This is a genomic window from Alteromonas sp. 4NS20-0143 (genome assembly GCF_057542855.1).
This window is the reverse complement of sequence record NZ_BAAJLR010000003.1, coordinates 191,109-206,450: the sequence shown is the minus strand read 5'-3', so window position 1 is coordinate 206,450 and position 15,342 is coordinate 191,109. Positions and strand designations below refer to the sequence as shown.

Sequence of the window (15,342 nt, the reverse complement as noted above, 5' to 3'; positions counted from 1 at the left end):
TGTCAGGTGTGGAAATGATTATTGGGCTGACTGAACAGCATGGAATGGCGCAGGAACAAGCTAAAGTGCCACCAACGGGTATAAATTACCACTTCTTGGAATATCAACGAAAGGGATCTTTATGGCTTAAAAGCCCAATGAAAGGTTTTATGAGTTCCTATAAAGACAGTGAAGTTGACCTCGTAGAAGCCATTTTAACGCCAGCCAAAACAAATAAACCGTGGTTATATTCTCTAGCCTGTTACGAGGAAGCTGTTGCTTTTAATTTTATTGGGCTTCCATTGCCGAAAGCACTAAGAATAGCTTTAATGAACAGGCTTTTTTTATGTGACAATTTCAAAGGATTATTGTTTTGGAGCGAAGCTGGTAGGCAAACACTCAAGAACTACGGAAATATTAAAGATGAACGAATTTGGAATAAGTCGCATGTTGTTTATCCGGCGATTCGGACTGCTCCTAAAAGCCTAATTCAGTACTCAGAGTCGAAGAGCGTCCAATTTTTGTTTAACGGTAATTTTTTCATTAAAGGCGGCGCCAATGTTGTTGATGTATTTGAACAACTGCAACTTACCTACCCCAATATAAAGTTAAGGCTGTGTTGCAATGAAACTATCGATTTTCATACTGATGATGCGACGATGCGGGACTCTTACCTACAGAGAATAAGGAGTAACCCATCAATTACCATGGGGCGAGTAAAAAGAGAGGTTTTTTTAAATGAAATACTTCCTCAAACGGATATTTATTTGCTCCCGACTTACGGCGATGCATTTGGATTTGCTGTACTTGAAGCAATGTCGTTTGGGATCCCTGTGGTTTCAACAAACTATATGGCAATCCCTGAAATGATTGAACATGGTGTTAACGGTTATATGGTTGATATTAGTAGTTATGAATGCAAAAAGATGTTCAAGGGCTGCTATGTTTCAACACTGCCTAGCGACTTTAAAGACCACATCACTCGCCAATTAGTTGATATTCTACCTGAATTAATCGAATCACCAGGAAAAAGAAGAAAAATTGGAGAGCAAGGAATGGCGACAACTGGGGATAAGTTCTCTTTCGAAAAAAGACGTATGAAAATGGCGCAAATTTACCAGTCGATTAACATGAATGATAGCGAAAAGAATGATAAAAAATATTAAGAAGTTATTTTTTATTTAATATGACGAAGAAAATATTCTGCCTTTAGTGTAAAGTTTACGAGCTTCAAAATGAACGTTTTTTACGAGAATGACCAGTCTTTTCTTGCTGCGGGAAGCTTGCAACTGCCTTGTGATGCTACTCTCTATTTGCCAAATAAAAATGAGTATTTTCATGAGTTACAAGCAGAGCGGAGGCAGCGATACCTGATAGCAGATTTCCTAATGTGGGTTTTAGTTACTGATAAATCGGAAATTGTTTGGACGTAAGTGGCAGGATAATAATTTGTGAGATTCGGCACCATGAAACGGGTGGAACTTGTTACCCTTATGAGATTATATAGTCCGAAGTAATTAAGTGGTGAAGTCGTTCTGCTTAAAATTGTGTATTAGTACTCCTATCGTGCTATTGAGTATTGGTGAATAGGCGGCTAAGGTGGGCTGATTAGTCACCGCCGAACCATGAGTAGATTTAAGGCTATGTTCAACGCGTTAAATTACTCAGTGCGGTCAAATATACTTAGTGTGGTGCTCCTATGACTTGAATCCTTGGATTTTAGATTTATTCATCATAATCAATCCCTCCTAGTCAAAACGCATAAGCTTTAATCGCGGAATTTGTGACAATGTTCTAGGAATAAGATAGAAGAATTACAAAATATATATGAAGCCAACTCGTTTTAATTATTTTTTAAATAATGTATCTAGCTTTAAGGTGTTTAGAGCTACCTTGAAATACCTGAGAGGTCGTTTTTGAGAGCACTTTCGCCTAAATCCGCATCAATAGTATCAGCATTGTCTCTTTACTCTTTCCAACTAGTTTCGTTAGGTTATTCAATGTATGTTGCTAGGCTATTCACCCCCGAGCAGCTGGGAGTTCTGTCTTTGACACTTGCCGTTGTTGGTATTTGTGAAGCCCTTAAATCTGGCGGAATTGGTGACTATTTAATAAGACAAAAAGATTTATCAAAAGAGACAGTAAAGTTATGTCTTGGAGTGACAACATTATTTTCTTTCTTTGCGGGAGGTGTATTAGCGCTATCATCTAGCTATATAGAAAGCTTCTTTGAGTTTGAAGAACTCAAGTTATTTATTTTACTGGCATCTACTAATTTTTTCTTATCTCCACTGATCTCCGTAAATTCCGCATTACTCACTCGACACTTTTTGTTTTTGCACAAAATTATTATTGATTGGGCACAAACGATAATAATGATGGGAACGACTATTTGTATATATAAGTTTACCAGTTCGATCTACGCACTTATTGGTGGTATCGTTGCGGGGTCAGTTGCACAATTATTAGCAAGTTTGGCTTTACGTGCACCGGGAATGCGTTATCTCCCTTCATTTTCTGGAGTCGGAGACATCGTTAGTTATAGTGGTAAGATTATTGGTTCGACGCTTGTTGAAAGGATTGCTATTAGTGCGCCAGAAGTACTGGTGGGAAAAATGAGCACACCAGCAGATGTCGCATTTCAATCGAAAGGTATGAGCACTATAAATTTGATTGCTCATATGCTGATCGCCGGCTTTAAGCCTGTAGCAATGCCCTACTTTTCTTCGAAGAATAAACAAGATGTAAACAGCTATGTTTACGCCACAAACTTAGTTCATGCCATATCACTTCCTATTATCTTGAGTCTAGCAACTTTTGGAGGCTCGCTTGTGCTTTTGTTGTTCGGTGACCAATGGGAGATTTCTAGTTTACTAGCGGCTCCTTTAGCAGTCTGGGGAGCTTTCATTAATATCCACCCTTTTTATCGCCAAATACTATTGGTAAAACAAGGTGAAAACAGTCTTATGTACCGCTCAGTACTGCAACTTTTAACGACTGTATTAGGGGTTTCTATTGGTTTTTATTTTGATGGGTTATATGGCTCAGCTATTGGTATGGCTTGTTCAGCAGTAGCAATTTTCATATATACGCATTGTTTGGTATCAAAGTCACTAGACGTCTCGTGGTTAGCGTTACTCAAGTCGTTTAACAAAACGTTTATACTAACCATTGCCTGCCTATTAGCATCAGCAGCTGTCCAAAATGTATTGTCAGATTTAGGGCTATCATTACTCTCTTTACTGTGTTGTGCGTTTATCGCAATGGCCGTAGTGTGGCTGTTTTTGGTATTCCTGCTAAATATGGAAATTAAAAACATAATCGTCAAGGCGGTAGCCAGATAAAATGAAGCGATTAGAACTGCTCGATTATTGTCGATTTTTTGCAGCACTTTCAGTGTTAACCTATCACTATACGTTCTCTGGAGTAAATGTTGGCAAAGTGAATAGCTTTCAATTTGATGAGATTATTTCATCATTTACTAAGTATGGTTATTTGGGGGTTGAATTGTTCTTTATGATTAGTGGTTTTGTTATTTTCCTTTCAGCCACTAAAAGAAGCGCATCTTCGTTTATAGTCAACCGTGCTGTTCGCTTGTACCCGGCATATTGGTTTGCCGTTATTTTTACATCAATTGTGTCGTTAGCTTTTGGGGGAGAGCAACTCCAGGTTTATATATCTCAAGTTTTGTTAAATCTGACAATGTTGCAAAGCTTTTTAGGCATTATGCATGTGGACGGCGTTTATTGGACCTTAGTTTACGAGATTGAATTCTACATTGCTGTATATCTTTTGATACTGCTTGGCTTAAAAAAGTATCTTGTCCAAATATTTATGAGCTGGCCATTTGTCATGTTACTAGCCCTTATTTTCGGATTAGATAACTTTATTTTCCTTGGTGGGTACTTTAGTTATTTTTCTGCGGGAGCAATTTTTGCCACTTTAAGTGAGAAAGTGTCTACGGCCAGAGTTCTATCTTTACTTACTACATACTATCTCTGTGTGAATTACACTATTACTAATGTTCAGATTACCTCAATCAAAAATAATATGGAGTACAGCAGTCAAGTTGGTTGGATGATAGTGACGATGTTTTTTGCTATTTTTTTGTATCAAATATCTATGCGCGGCAGAACTTTAAAACTAATATTTTCTAGATTGGCTGGTAGTCTTACGTACCCAATATACCTTATTCATATGCACTTTGGTTACATTGTCCTAAATGAATTTGCTAACAATGATAATAAATATTTTGTTATGTCAGTAGTATTTTTACTGGTGTTGTTGCTATCAGTTTTTATAAATAGGGTTTTAGAGGTTAGGCTTCACTTCCTTTGGAAGTTAATATTCGAAAGAACCATAGGAGTTATCTCTAGAAAATTTGAATTTAGTGAAAAAGAAGTTTAGTTTTAATCACTACTAAACAATGAAGGCCACCTGCAGCTTCAGGTGTAATTTGGGTACGCTTTTAGATTTTTAGGAGTTAGCACTATTTCCGCCAAATTTAAGCCGCTAAAGAAGATGAGCATCACTATGAGTTACAAGCAGTTACGCGAGTGATAACGATACCGGAAAGAAGCCTTCTATGCTTGGTTCGCATTACCTTCCCAAAATTGCGCAATCAAAATCCGTTGAGTTTCGACTATGTTCAGCTAAATATAGCGAATGATGCGGAATCCACGCCTTTTAGATTATTGAAGAGTTTATTCTCTCTGAATCATAATTTTAAGATAGAATTCAACCGTAATTATTACGGTTACGGTTGGCCACTTTAGATTCAATTTATTGGTAATAGATAATGATTAGTATTGTAATGCCCTGTTACAACAGAGCCTCATTTCTACAGCGCGCGCTCGACAATATCAGTGCTCAATCTTTCAAAGAAATAGAAGTTGTAATAGTTGACGATGGCAGCACTGATAACACACGTGAAATGGTCGAAAGTATTAGAAGTAAATATTTTTTCTCAATATCTTATTTTTTTCAATATAATCAGGGGGCTGCGGCCGCGAGACAAGCTGGCGTTAAGCATTCGAAAGGGAGGTTTATAGCTTTTTTTGACAGTGACGACCTCTGGGTTGAGTCTTACCTTGAATCACTTCAAAACGTAATTTTGAGGAATGAATTAGACTGGGTTTATTGTCCTATTGAAAGACGTAGTTTAGGCGACAATAAGCTTTTGGTCCCAAACAGCTTCTACGTTAATAATAAACCTAGGCCATTCGTCACCTTTTCTGAAATATTAGAGCACAATGTTTATAAGTTAAATTCTGAGAGAGCAATTGAGGAGCAGCTTAGGAGTGGCCTCTATATGGGGTTTCAAAATACTCTTTTTAAAAAAGCCGTTTTCGACCGAATAACTATTCCAAACATAAGAATAGGCGAAGACCGGTTAATGGCTGTAATTTTGCTAAAACACAAGCTGCGAGGGGGGTTTATAACTGATGTTTTGGTAAGTGTGTTTGAGCATGAAAATAATACCACTAGTTCAGGAAAAGAAAATCACCACAAAGTAAGTGCAACATATTTAGAGCTCATATTTGGCTATAAACAGTACGAGAAGTACGTGAAACTAAATAAGCGTGAGCTCAAAATAGTACACAAAAAGATTTCAGATTTTTATTTTTGGCATTTAGGCGGCCATAGCCCTTTAAAAGAAGATAGGCTTATTTTTATGCGAAATGGGCTGCGTTTTGACCCACTCTCTCTTAAAAAGTGGAAGTCATATTTACTTGCTCACATTCGTCAGTAAAAGCTAATAGATCGAAATTATGTGTTTTAGCGACTAGTGTATCTAAAGATAGAATTTATTCAGAAACGTTCAGTTTGGAAAATCTAATTAACAAAAAAGAGAGTAATATTAATGCATAAAACTGTTCCGCGATTAGCAAATCAAGGAATACGCTAACAATAATATAGCCAATTAAAGAAGTGCGCGTTGCGTTTACCAAATATTGAGTTGAAGTAGACAGCTGAGCATTAGAGCCAAGACTTTTTAACTGTTTAAATGTAAACCACAATGTCAATAGCCACATACTACCTGCAATCAGTCCCGAGTTCGCCGCTATCTGTATAAACGTATTGTGCGCAACATTTACAGTTCTTCCTGGGAACTCTGTGTGTGCTGCAAGTAAGAAGCGCTGAACGCCGACACCAAACAAAGGATGGTCGAAAATCATATCTTTTCCTACCGACCACGCACTTATTCTAGGGTCTACAGGTTCGGATGCCTCCGATTGTGTTGCTGCAACAGTTGAGTTGGTTCGTTCTCTTAATTGCCCCCCTTGAAAAATGAAAACGAGTATCAAACTAGCAATTATTGTTATGATCAGCCCGTAGGGTCTACGACCTTTTTTGTTCTTTATTAAAAAGAATAATGCGTAAAGTGCCATTGCTACAAATGCCAATAAGGCACCTCTTGAGCCGATAAGAATTAATCCATGTAACGCGGCGAACGTGGCGCCAATAATAAAAACGCGCAACCATATTTTAGTAAAAACAAAATATAAGAAGGCCAAGAAAGGTAAGCTCAAAATAAATACAACAGAAAAGCCATTTTCATCCCAATAGGTACTGCCTTGTGGTCCCCGTAAGCGCCCGTTTATGCTATAGAAATACATCTCGCCACTGATATATTGCATATTTGCCCAGTAGGCATAGTAGACTACGATTCCTGCGAAAATCAGTCCAAGTTGAAACAATTCTTTTTCTGTTGGTTTACACATTTGACCTAAGAAATATACGGCCACAATGGTATTCATTGTAGTTAGAATCAGGCTATCTCCAAGCGAGGGAATAAGGTTTGGATAGGGAGATAAGAAATGACTGATATACAAGCAAATGAAAAGTATAAATATACAAATGTTTTGTTTCGATGAGAAAAAGCTTAATTTGTATTCTCCTTTAACTATGCGATAAGAAACACCTAAAAAGGTTGAGACTACCAAATATTTTGTAATGGATAAGTCAGGCGGAAAAATCCAAAACCAAATATACTTTGGTTGGAGAATAGAAAAGAGGTAATACATCGTAATACCAAACCACGGGCGTTTTATTGAATATATAAGTAGTATTGGTAAAAGTAGTAAAACTAGTGTATTGCCCATTATTCAGTGAGCCCTCTACTTTGGTTTTTTTCAGCCAACTGTTGATACATCGCTGCGTATTGTCTTTGCATGATTTGTTGCGTAAAACAAGATTGAAATGCTTTTTTGGCATTTATAGAAAATTGAACACAACGCTCGCTATCGAAGAGTAACTCAACTATCGCACTTGCAAATTTTTCATGTTCATCAGAGGGAGTCACTAACCCTGTGAAATTATGTTCGATTATCTCTGGGTTGCCACCAACATTTGTAACCACACACGGAACTCCCAAGCTTAGAGATTCAAGCAAAGTCATTGATGTGCCCTCTGAAAATGAAGGGAGTAAGAAAAGTTCCATTAACTTCAAATACTCGTAAGGGTTAGGCTTATAACCTGTAAATATAACTTGTTCCCTCACGCCCAATTTTTTTGCAAGCTCCTCAAGTTGCTCTCTTTCCTCACCATCACCAATAATGAGTAAGGTAACATTGTTGATTTCTTCAAGGACTAAAGCGAATGAGCGAAGCAGCATCGCTTGATTTTTGATAGGGTCAAGTCTGGCTATAGTTCCAATGACATGGTCATCGACAGGTATTTTCAAAGAACTTCTTAAAATACCATATCTAGATTTATCTACATTTACTGCTTCTATTCCGTTGTAAACGACTTTAATGCGCTCTTCTTTGAGGAATTCATATTCTACTAGTGCTTGCTTAGTTGCCTTTGCAATGACAGTTATACCATCAGTCAGAAAGCTTAATATTGGGTTGACTAACCGGCGCTTCCAGCTAGTTGTGTCAGGGTAGAATCTGCCATGCTCGGTAAATAAAACTTTGGTATTCAACATTAATGACGCTAGTGCCCCATAAACCCATGGGGTGTATTGGTGGCAGTGGATAATATCTATATTGTTGTCTCTGATATACTTTCTGAGTGCCTTAATTAAAGAAAAGTCAAATCCTTGGCGCCTCTCGTAAATAGAAACAGTAAGTCCGCGGTTCTTTAGATCTTGCCCCCATGGGCCAAGGTTTGGCTCTATGCAGTAAATTGACATTTGGAATGATTTGTTGTCACACCCTTCGATGATATTTTTAATTACCATTTCAGTGCCGCCAATGCGCATATCATATGTTACATGTAGGACCTTAATCATACCGTTTTTGCATTCCTAGAAGAATGATGCATTGCACTGCGAGACTTTGAAAAAGCAAACCTGCTTCGAGACTTCATAAAAGGGAGCTCGATAGCTCTATAGAGGCACTCGGACAAAAGCATTGTTACCGCTAGTGCTAGAGCAAAAAATGCAAAGAAATTCCCCTCTAATTCTAACTTTTTCAGTAATGAAAGAGCATCCACATGTAACAAATACATTGCATATGAGCGCGTTGATATATGCATCACAATTTTGGTGAATAGATTGTTAGATGAATAATTTGTTTGGTCGCTCCATAAAACCCATATCCCGAATATTAATGCCAGAAGCAATTTACTGGGGCCGCTGATATCTAGTTCTGGGTTATATCTTGCGATATAGAAAATGAGGTAGGCGGTAATAGAAACAATGAAGAGCAGGTTGGCTTTACTCTGAAATAGACTCCAAAGGCTCTCTTTATGATGTTTCATATAGGCAAGAAGTACACCCATAGCGCAGCAATCAAGGCGCACGTGTGTTTCATTAAGTGTAGTATAGAAATCCATGAATCTAAAGAATGTTGGGCAGGCTAATAATGTAAGTAAAACAGATATTTGATATCGTGTAGGTAGTTTAAGAGTTATCACAAATAATGGGGCAATAAAAAGATAAAACTGCTCTTCGACTGATAAAGACCAACTTACAGTGAAAATGCTTAAGTCGCCTGTGTAATTTTGTAGAAAGAGAAGGTGAGCGAAGGGAAATGAAAAATTATCTTTTGTGAGATACAACTGTAAAATAGTTAATGTCAAAACGGCATAATATGCAGGCATCGTCCGCATCCAACGTCGTACCCAAAATCGTTGGACTTGTATGCTACCAAACTTTTTCTTTTCAAGTAGCAGTTGATTGCCGATAAGCCATCCGGACAGTACGAAAAAGAGGTCTACGCCAGTGCCTCCAAATTGAAGTGGAGCAAGCATAATGGGGGAACCTGCAGCCAAAACACTGTGACCAGTAAAAACTAGCATAATGGCAAGGGCCCTAAAAAAGTCTAATGCAAAATTACGCTGCATAACGGTCATACCACATTTGATACATCAGCATGCTCCATAGCACAATGCCATGATCTCGCTGGCGTGATTGATGCTCTAGCCACACTTTTTCTATCATATCTGCTCTAAAAAGACATTTTAAACCAGACGCAGCGTGGATGATTCTGGATTCTGACAACGTTTTCAAATCCCCCCTAAACCATTCATCCAAAGGCGTACTAAACCCCATCTTTTTCCTGTATAACAAAGACTCTGGAATAAAGGGCTTAAACACTTCTTTAAGTAAATACTTTTTCTCCCCATCTCGGTATTTTTGTGAAGAGGGCAGGGTGGCCGCAAACTCTGCAACTTGATAGTCGAGAATTGGGGCTCGTACTTCTAAAGAGTTAGCCATACTCATCCTGTCTACTTTCACCAATATATCGCCGGTCATGTAGGTTTTTATGTCGGTGTACAAAATTTTGCTCAAATGGTCTGGTCCATCGGCCTTGTTGTACATATCTAGCGTGTATTGGCTTGGGTGGTAATCGTTAAGCGTTTTGGCTACCTCTGGTTTCACCAGCTTATTCCACATGTCGTCGGTCATCATACTGTTTGTGATGAAAAAGCCCATGGCGGGGTCGTGCGATAAACTGGTAAGTAGCGATTTCCCTTTTCTTCCGAGCGATCCTGGTAATGCGCCGACTATTTTTGCAAGGCTTGGGAATATCGATTTTCTAATACTTTCAGAAAATTTATTTCTAATTTTGTTTTCGATATTGTCTGTGGTGTATTTTTCATAGCCGGCGAACATTTCGTCGCCGCCATCGCCTGCTAATGCAACGGTCACTGCCTTTCTGGCCAGTTCAGACACAAAAAACGTGGGTACTAATGAAGGGTCGGCAAAGGGTTCATCAAAAAAGCTGGCAATGTGTTCTAATTGCTCTGCAACATTCTGATGTACGGTAAATTCATGGTGCTCGGTATGGTATTTTTCAGCTATTTCGCGTGCGAAATCCGCTTCATTAAATGCTTTATTGTCGAACCCAATGGTACACGTTTTAACGGGCGTGTCGCTTGCTTCGGCCATCATGGCAACCACACCAGAGCTGTCTACACCGCCGCTTAAAAAGGCACCTAAAGGTACATCACTAATCATGCGCTGCTTCGTTACTTTTTCTAGCAGCGTTTTAAGCTTTTGTTTGTTCGTTTCTTCGCTGTCCCCTGTGACATGTTTGAAACTTAGGTCCCAATACTCTTTTATTGAAAACCCATTTTTATCTAAAATAAGGTAATGCGCAGGGGGAAGCTTGTGAATGTGTTTAAAAATGCTTTTGGGGTCGGGCACGTACTGATAGGCAAAAAAGTCGTGCACTGCGTCTAACCGTATTTCTCTTGGAATATCTTGCAGTGCAAGTATGGCCTTAATTTCTGAGCCAAACGCAAAGCGGCCCTTGTCAGAAAAATAGTACAGCGGTTTCTTGCCTAAACGATCGCGAGCAATAAATAGCTCTTGTTTTGTTTTATCCCAAAGGGCAAAAGCAAACATACCGTTTAGTTTGTCGAGGCATTTAACACCTTCTCGCGCGTAAAGCGCTAAGATTATTTCAGTGTCGGTATGGCTTTTAAAGGTAACGCCTTGTTGCTCAAGATCTGCTCGTAGTTCTAGAAAGTTATAAATTTCACCGTTAAATACAATAACTAAATTATTGTTGGCAGAATACATGGGCTGATTGCCCGCTTCCGATAAATCTAAAATACTGAGCCGGCGATGGCATAAACCAATATGTTCATCTAAATATATACCGCTTGCGTCGGGGCCTCTGTGCACGATGGCTTTGTGCATCGCTTCTAAGGAAGCATTTCCACCTTCCTGATAATTAAACAGGCTAAACCCTGCAATGCCGCACATACGTTACGATCCCTATAATGAAATGTAAGGTCGAATTAACGACCCTGCTGAAACGGTTATACTAAGCGGTAGCTTTTGCCATATGCTTTCTACCATTGAACGCAGTTTACTCTGTTGCGACGAATCAATTTCTTCTGTAATCGGTCTACCTGCTGAATTGTACTTTTGCCAGTTAAGCAATTGCGGCTCAGCACCCCATTGCTTTTTAAATTTGTAAGTACCCTCTTCAAAGGTAGAGCGTCCAAAATCAAAACATTCGATACTGTTATCTGCACAATGAGCTAATAACGACCAATACAAAAGCATATTAGGTGCAAGTTTGTTGTATTCCCGAAGTGTTGAAGCCCACGGAATAGAGGCATTAGTGTTATTTTTGATAACTAACCCTGCACCAATTGCTTTGCCGTCGAAGTAAACCACACCGATAACGCTATTGCTGCCGTATGCTTTAATTACCTGTTGAAACCACTTTTTAGCGTGTACAGGAGAGCCTAAATCTCGCATGTTCGTTGCATAAACGCTGTAAAATTCGTCAATGAATTTTTGTTCAGTACCAAGAGCTGCAGTTAAGCCATTCTTTTCAGCTTTGCGAATTTGACTGCGAAGCTTAGATTTAAAACCTGCCAATAGCACTTCACTACTTTCAGGTAGAGGCATAAGCATTCGCACTTTTTGGTGTTTAAGTGATTCAGGCTGTTGAGCTGCGCTATTAATATTTCGTATTTCTAACCGCTTAATATTCGCTGTAGTGACTTGTTGCACTAGGTACTGCCGCAACTGTTCTTCAATTTCAGCGTTGTCACCAATAGCATAGCCCACATCACAGTAGGGAAGGGCGCAAAGCTGTGTGCCTAAGAAAGGCGTTTTCATAAGCACTGAGGGCATTACGCCTACGATGCACTGAGTCTCTTTATTTTTAGCTATGATGCCACAGCTTTCGTGGCCATAAGCGTCTTTAACTGCTTGCAACCAAGCAAAGCGGTGGTAGGCCGACGCGAAGCCGTGAGAATTAACGTATCTATCCCACGAGATAGCATCTATTGCGGACGCCCGCTCTATAATTATTTCATTGTTTTGTTGCGTATCACCTTTACTCATAGCTAGCCTCTTTCAATGAGTAAGGTTGAACTACATCATTTTTATTAGATAACAGAGTTGCGGCTTCTGAGATTGTACAAAAAGATACATTAGTATGATTTTCTAAATGTTTAAGAAGCTTTGCTATTCGTGTGCAAATGAGTGAAAAAGCGTTGTCGGCAGTCAGTAATCCAGTAGCCCCGTCAATTAAACTAGAACTATGAAGATACATATGAATAACAGGGTGTTCTTTTTTAAGAGAAGAGTCACATAGCTCTATCATACTTTTCGCGTCAGTCATTTCTGGACTGAGGTAAATTTTCTTAAGAATTTTGGTGTGCCAAAGCATTCCAACCATTTTGAACGCTGAAAATGGAGGTTTAGATAGTGTTGAGTGTATTTTATCCGCCCGACTATCGTTCATTACATTAAACCCTGCAGTAACGGGGATTTCCATTATATTCCGCTGGCTGCCAGGTTGAAGGGCATTGTCAAAGCTAGGGTAGTATGGAGTATTAGGTGCGCCCTTGCAGTGAAAGAATGGGTTTTCGTAAAACGGATACACGCTGCTATCTACAGTAATTCCACGCGATGCAAGCAGTTCAAGCGTTTTACCTTTCATACCCCAACGACCGCTTCTAAAGGAGCGCGGCGTAACCCCTATTTTTTCATTGATAACACGGTTCAGTTCATCCAGTTTTTGTACAACTTGTTCTTCAGGCAAATTAATAACATGGGATTCCGCTTCTGTTGTTTTACCAAAGTAGGGCGGGTTACACCATGGGTGCAAATGCGCACCAACCTCTGCCTGCTTCGAGTTTACAAATTCTCGAAGAATACGGCTACCGTCGTCATTGTTAGCAACTGCATAGTCAACAAAGTAGGTTGGTCTAATGCCTAATGATTGGCAAAAGTCTTGAAATGCAGGAAGCTTCTCAACATTTTTTACTGAACAATCATGCTGAGGAAACTCATTGTCCCACTGCCATTCTTCTTCAGTGTCTATGGTGAGTACAAACAGTACGTTTGGTTTACCCATTTTGTTGCTCGTTTAGCATAGTAGAGAACAATTCATGGTATTCATCAGCCATTCGCTGTGCTGAGAAATTGTCTTGCACAAATGAGCGCGCGTTTTGCGCTAGCTGCTGAGCGTAATTTGTATCGTCTAGTAACGTTTCCCAGTCTTTTTTAAGTTGCTGAGTATCATGAAGCGGCGTGAGTAATCCGCTTTCTTTGTGAGTAATAAGTTGGTCAATACCAGCAATGTCATAAGCTGACACAGGAATTTCCATGGCGCAGGCCTCCATTAAACAACGCGGAATGCCTTCAAGTGTGGATGTCATTACAAACATATCAAAATCACGAAGTTGCTCGAGTCTATCGTTTCTAAAACCTAAAAACGATATTGCACTCTCGCTGTGAAGCTCCTTTGCATAAGACTCTAGCTTTAGCCTATCTTCACCATCTCCAAGAAATACTAGCTCTATATCATTACGCTTTTTATAGAGTGCATCAAAGCAGTCTAGTATGGCGGTAATGTTTTTGCGGCTTATCATTTGGCCCACAAAACCTATTATCTTTTTACTGTTTTCCGGCTTTGGTTGCTTAGTTACTCTCACAGCTTCAACTTCTGATAAATCTACGCCATTTTGAATATAAGCCAATTTATTTTCAGCAATATTGAATTGCTTTACATCGGACATTAGCTGCTTGGAAAGTGGCACCACTTTGTCTGCAAAGCGCATTGCCTGGCATCCGGCCCAAATAAATAGGCGAAGCTTAAAGTCTGCCGCATTTTCAAAACCATGTGGCGTCACTACGCAGGGAATGCCTGCTTTTTTAGCCGCCATCACCCCTAAAATATCCGATTTGTAACCATGGGTATGAATAATATCGATGTTGTTGTCTTTTATGAGTGCAGCGAGTTTTTTGACTGCACCTAAATCGAACCGGCCATGCATAGGAATGTGATGGGTTTTACCGATGGGACTGAATTGTTTAACGAGTTCTAAATCTTCCGTGCCGGGCTCTAACGTTACTGCCAGCTCGCTAATCACATTGCCAGGCATGTGTTTAGACAGTGCTAATACCCAGCGTTCTGCGCCATAAAACCCTGTAGAACAAATAAACTGCAATATTTTCATTATTATTTATGCGAGCTGGTGGTTACCGCGCCGCGTGCTCCTAATAGTGTTCCTATGGCTCTTGCTGGAAAGTATACAAGGTAAAAGCGTAGGCAATTAAAAAACGATACTGTGTTGCCTACCAACTTTTTAAGCCTAAATGTATATGCCAAAAGAGGTGCTCCTGCGATTATGCTGAATATAATAGCGAAGTTGGTTTGTGAATACAGTAGGCAAAGCAATAAAATTATAATGCCTATGGTAACGGCAAAAGGAACTATAAAGCTGGGTAGCTCACGAAGCGGTATCGGCCTGCCACTGGCTGACGCTATATTTGATTGTCCGCGCCAAATTTCTTTTTTGAACATGGGGCCGAAGGCTTTGTCTTCTCCTAAGTGCACGTAATGGGCCTCAGAGGTGTAGTAAAGGTCGCCATGTTCGTTAACCTGGCCAGTAAAATAATAATCTTCGCAGGTTAAAAGGTGTTCTGGAAAGCCATTTACTTTTGCAAAGATGTCTTTGTGCAAAAACAGATTTCTACCAGGCAAAAAGCTTACGGTGGTATCTAATTCAGCATTGCTAAGCGCGGTTCTTATTCGCTCTAGCGGAGGCGCATTTTCAGAGTTAATTTGCATTGCAGCAACTAAGGCAAGTGAAGATGATTGCTGTAGTTTTTGAAGCATTACCAACGCATAGTCACTTGCAAGACTGACATCAGCATCGAGAAATGCAAAATAAGTCCCTGTCGCTTTTTCCGCGCCTAGGTTTCTAGAATGCGAAATACTTTTTGCATCGTCGTTGTAAATGATATTTAAAGAAAAGAACTGCTCAAACTCTTTGAGCCTAGGCGATACATTGGTATTTTGGCTAACAAGAACCACTTCAAATTGATCTGCTGGCAGGGTTTGATGCTTTATACTATCGAGGGTGTCGATAAGCATCTTCTCTCTACCTTTGTGAGGGATTATAAAGCTAATTAATGTGGTCATTTTAGCTCTC

The 15,342-nt window shown here is 39.5% G+C and carries 13 protein-coding genes; 5 read left to right on the top strand and 8 right to left on the bottom strand.

The genetic code is table 11. The features are described 5' to 3' along the window. Positions 1 to 14: 14 nt before the first annotated feature. The 5 genes from AC27HD_RS08195 to AC27HD_RS08175 all read left to right on the top strand — a co-directional run bounded on the left by AC27HD_RS08195 (position 15) and on the right by AC27HD_RS08175 (position 5,731). Positions 15 to 1,145, top strand: coding sequence for a glycosyltransferase family 4 protein (locus tag AC27HD_RS08195; RefSeq protein ID WP_487104963.1), 1,131 nt, complete (start codon positions 15 to 17; stop codon positions 1,143 to 1,145). Positions 1,146 to 1,214: 69 nt separating this feature from the next. After that, positions 1,215 to 1,412 (top strand): hypothetical protein, encoded by a 198-nt coding sequence (locus tag AC27HD_RS08190; RefSeq protein ID WP_487104961.1) that lies wholly within the window; start codon positions 1,215 to 1,217, stop codon positions 1,410 to 1,412. A gap of 483 nt (positions 1,413 to 1,895) precedes the next feature. Then, positions 1,896 to 3,323, top strand: a complete 1,428-nt coding sequence (locus AC27HD_RS08185) for an oligosaccharide flippase family protein (protein ID WP_487104959.1) — start codon at positions 1,896 to 1,898, stop codon at positions 3,321 to 3,323. A 1-nt stretch (position 3,324) separates the two neighbouring features. Beyond that, entirely contained in the window at positions 3,325 to 4,386 is a 1,062-nt protein-coding gene (locus tag AC27HD_RS08180; RefSeq protein WP_487104957.1) for an acyltransferase family protein, read from the top strand. A 391-nt stretch (positions 4,387 to 4,777) separates the two neighbouring features. Continuing rightward, on the top strand, positions 4,778 to 5,731 hold the full coding sequence (locus AC27HD_RS08175) for a glycosyltransferase family 2 protein (protein WP_487104955.1): 954 nt from the start codon (positions 4,778 to 4,780) through the stop codon (positions 5,729 to 5,731). A gap of 55 nt (positions 5,732 to 5,786) precedes the next feature. Here AC27HD_RS08175 and AC27HD_RS08170 read toward each other — a convergent pair whose 3' ends face one another. The 8 genes from AC27HD_RS08170 to AC27HD_RS08135 are packed head-to-tail and all read right to left on the bottom strand — an operon-like array spanning position 5,787 to position 15,332. Then, positions 5,787 to 7,085, bottom strand: a complete 1,299-nt coding sequence (locus tag AC27HD_RS08170) for an O-antigen ligase family protein (RefSeq protein ID WP_487104953.1) — start codon at positions 7,083 to 7,085, stop codon at positions 5,787 to 5,789. After that, positions 7,085 to 8,218, bottom strand: a complete 1,134-nt coding sequence (locus tag AC27HD_RS08165) for a glycosyltransferase family 4 protein (RefSeq protein WP_487104951.1) — start codon at positions 8,216 to 8,218, stop codon at positions 7,085 to 7,087. Before AC27HD_RS08165 ends, AC27HD_RS08170 begins: the two co-directional genes overlap by 1 nt. After that, entirely contained in the window at positions 8,215 to 9,273 is a 1,059-nt protein-coding gene (locus tag AC27HD_RS08160) for an acyltransferase family protein (RefSeq protein WP_487104949.1), read from the bottom strand. The genes AC27HD_RS08165 and AC27HD_RS08160 overlap by 4 nt, the downstream gene beginning before the upstream one ends. Continuing rightward, positions 9,263 to 11,143, bottom strand: coding sequence for an asparagine synthase (glutamine-hydrolyzing) (asnB, locus tag AC27HD_RS08155; RefSeq protein ID WP_487104947.1), 1,881 nt, complete (start codon positions 11,141 to 11,143; stop codon positions 9,263 to 9,265). Before asnB ends, AC27HD_RS08160 begins: the two co-directional genes overlap by 11 nt. Before the next feature lie 12 nt (positions 11,144 to 11,155). Then, positions 11,156 to 12,241: a GNAT family N-acetyltransferase gene (locus tag AC27HD_RS08150; protein WP_487104945.1), complete on the bottom strand. Its 1,086-nt coding sequence runs from the start codon at positions 12,239 to 12,241 to the stop codon at positions 11,156 to 11,158. Next, positions 12,234 to 13,259 (bottom strand): polysaccharide deacetylase family protein, encoded by a 1,026-nt coding sequence (locus AC27HD_RS08145; RefSeq protein WP_487104943.1) that lies wholly within the window; start codon positions 13,257 to 13,259, stop codon positions 12,234 to 12,236. The genes AC27HD_RS08150 and AC27HD_RS08145 overlap by 8 nt, the downstream gene beginning before the upstream one ends. Beyond that, positions 13,252 to 14,364 (bottom strand): glycosyltransferase, encoded by a 1,113-nt coding sequence (locus AC27HD_RS08140; RefSeq protein WP_487104941.1) that lies wholly within the window; start codon positions 14,362 to 14,364, stop codon positions 13,252 to 13,254. Before AC27HD_RS08140 ends, AC27HD_RS08145 begins: the two co-directional genes overlap by 8 nt. 2 nt (positions 14,365 to 14,366) lie before the next feature. Then, complete coding sequence (locus AC27HD_RS08135) at positions 14,367 to 15,332, bottom strand: glycosyltransferase family 2 protein (protein WP_487104939.1); 966 nt, start codon at positions 15,330 to 15,332, stop codon at positions 14,367 to 14,369. Between the last annotated feature and the right edge of the window lie 10 nt (positions 15,333 to 15,342).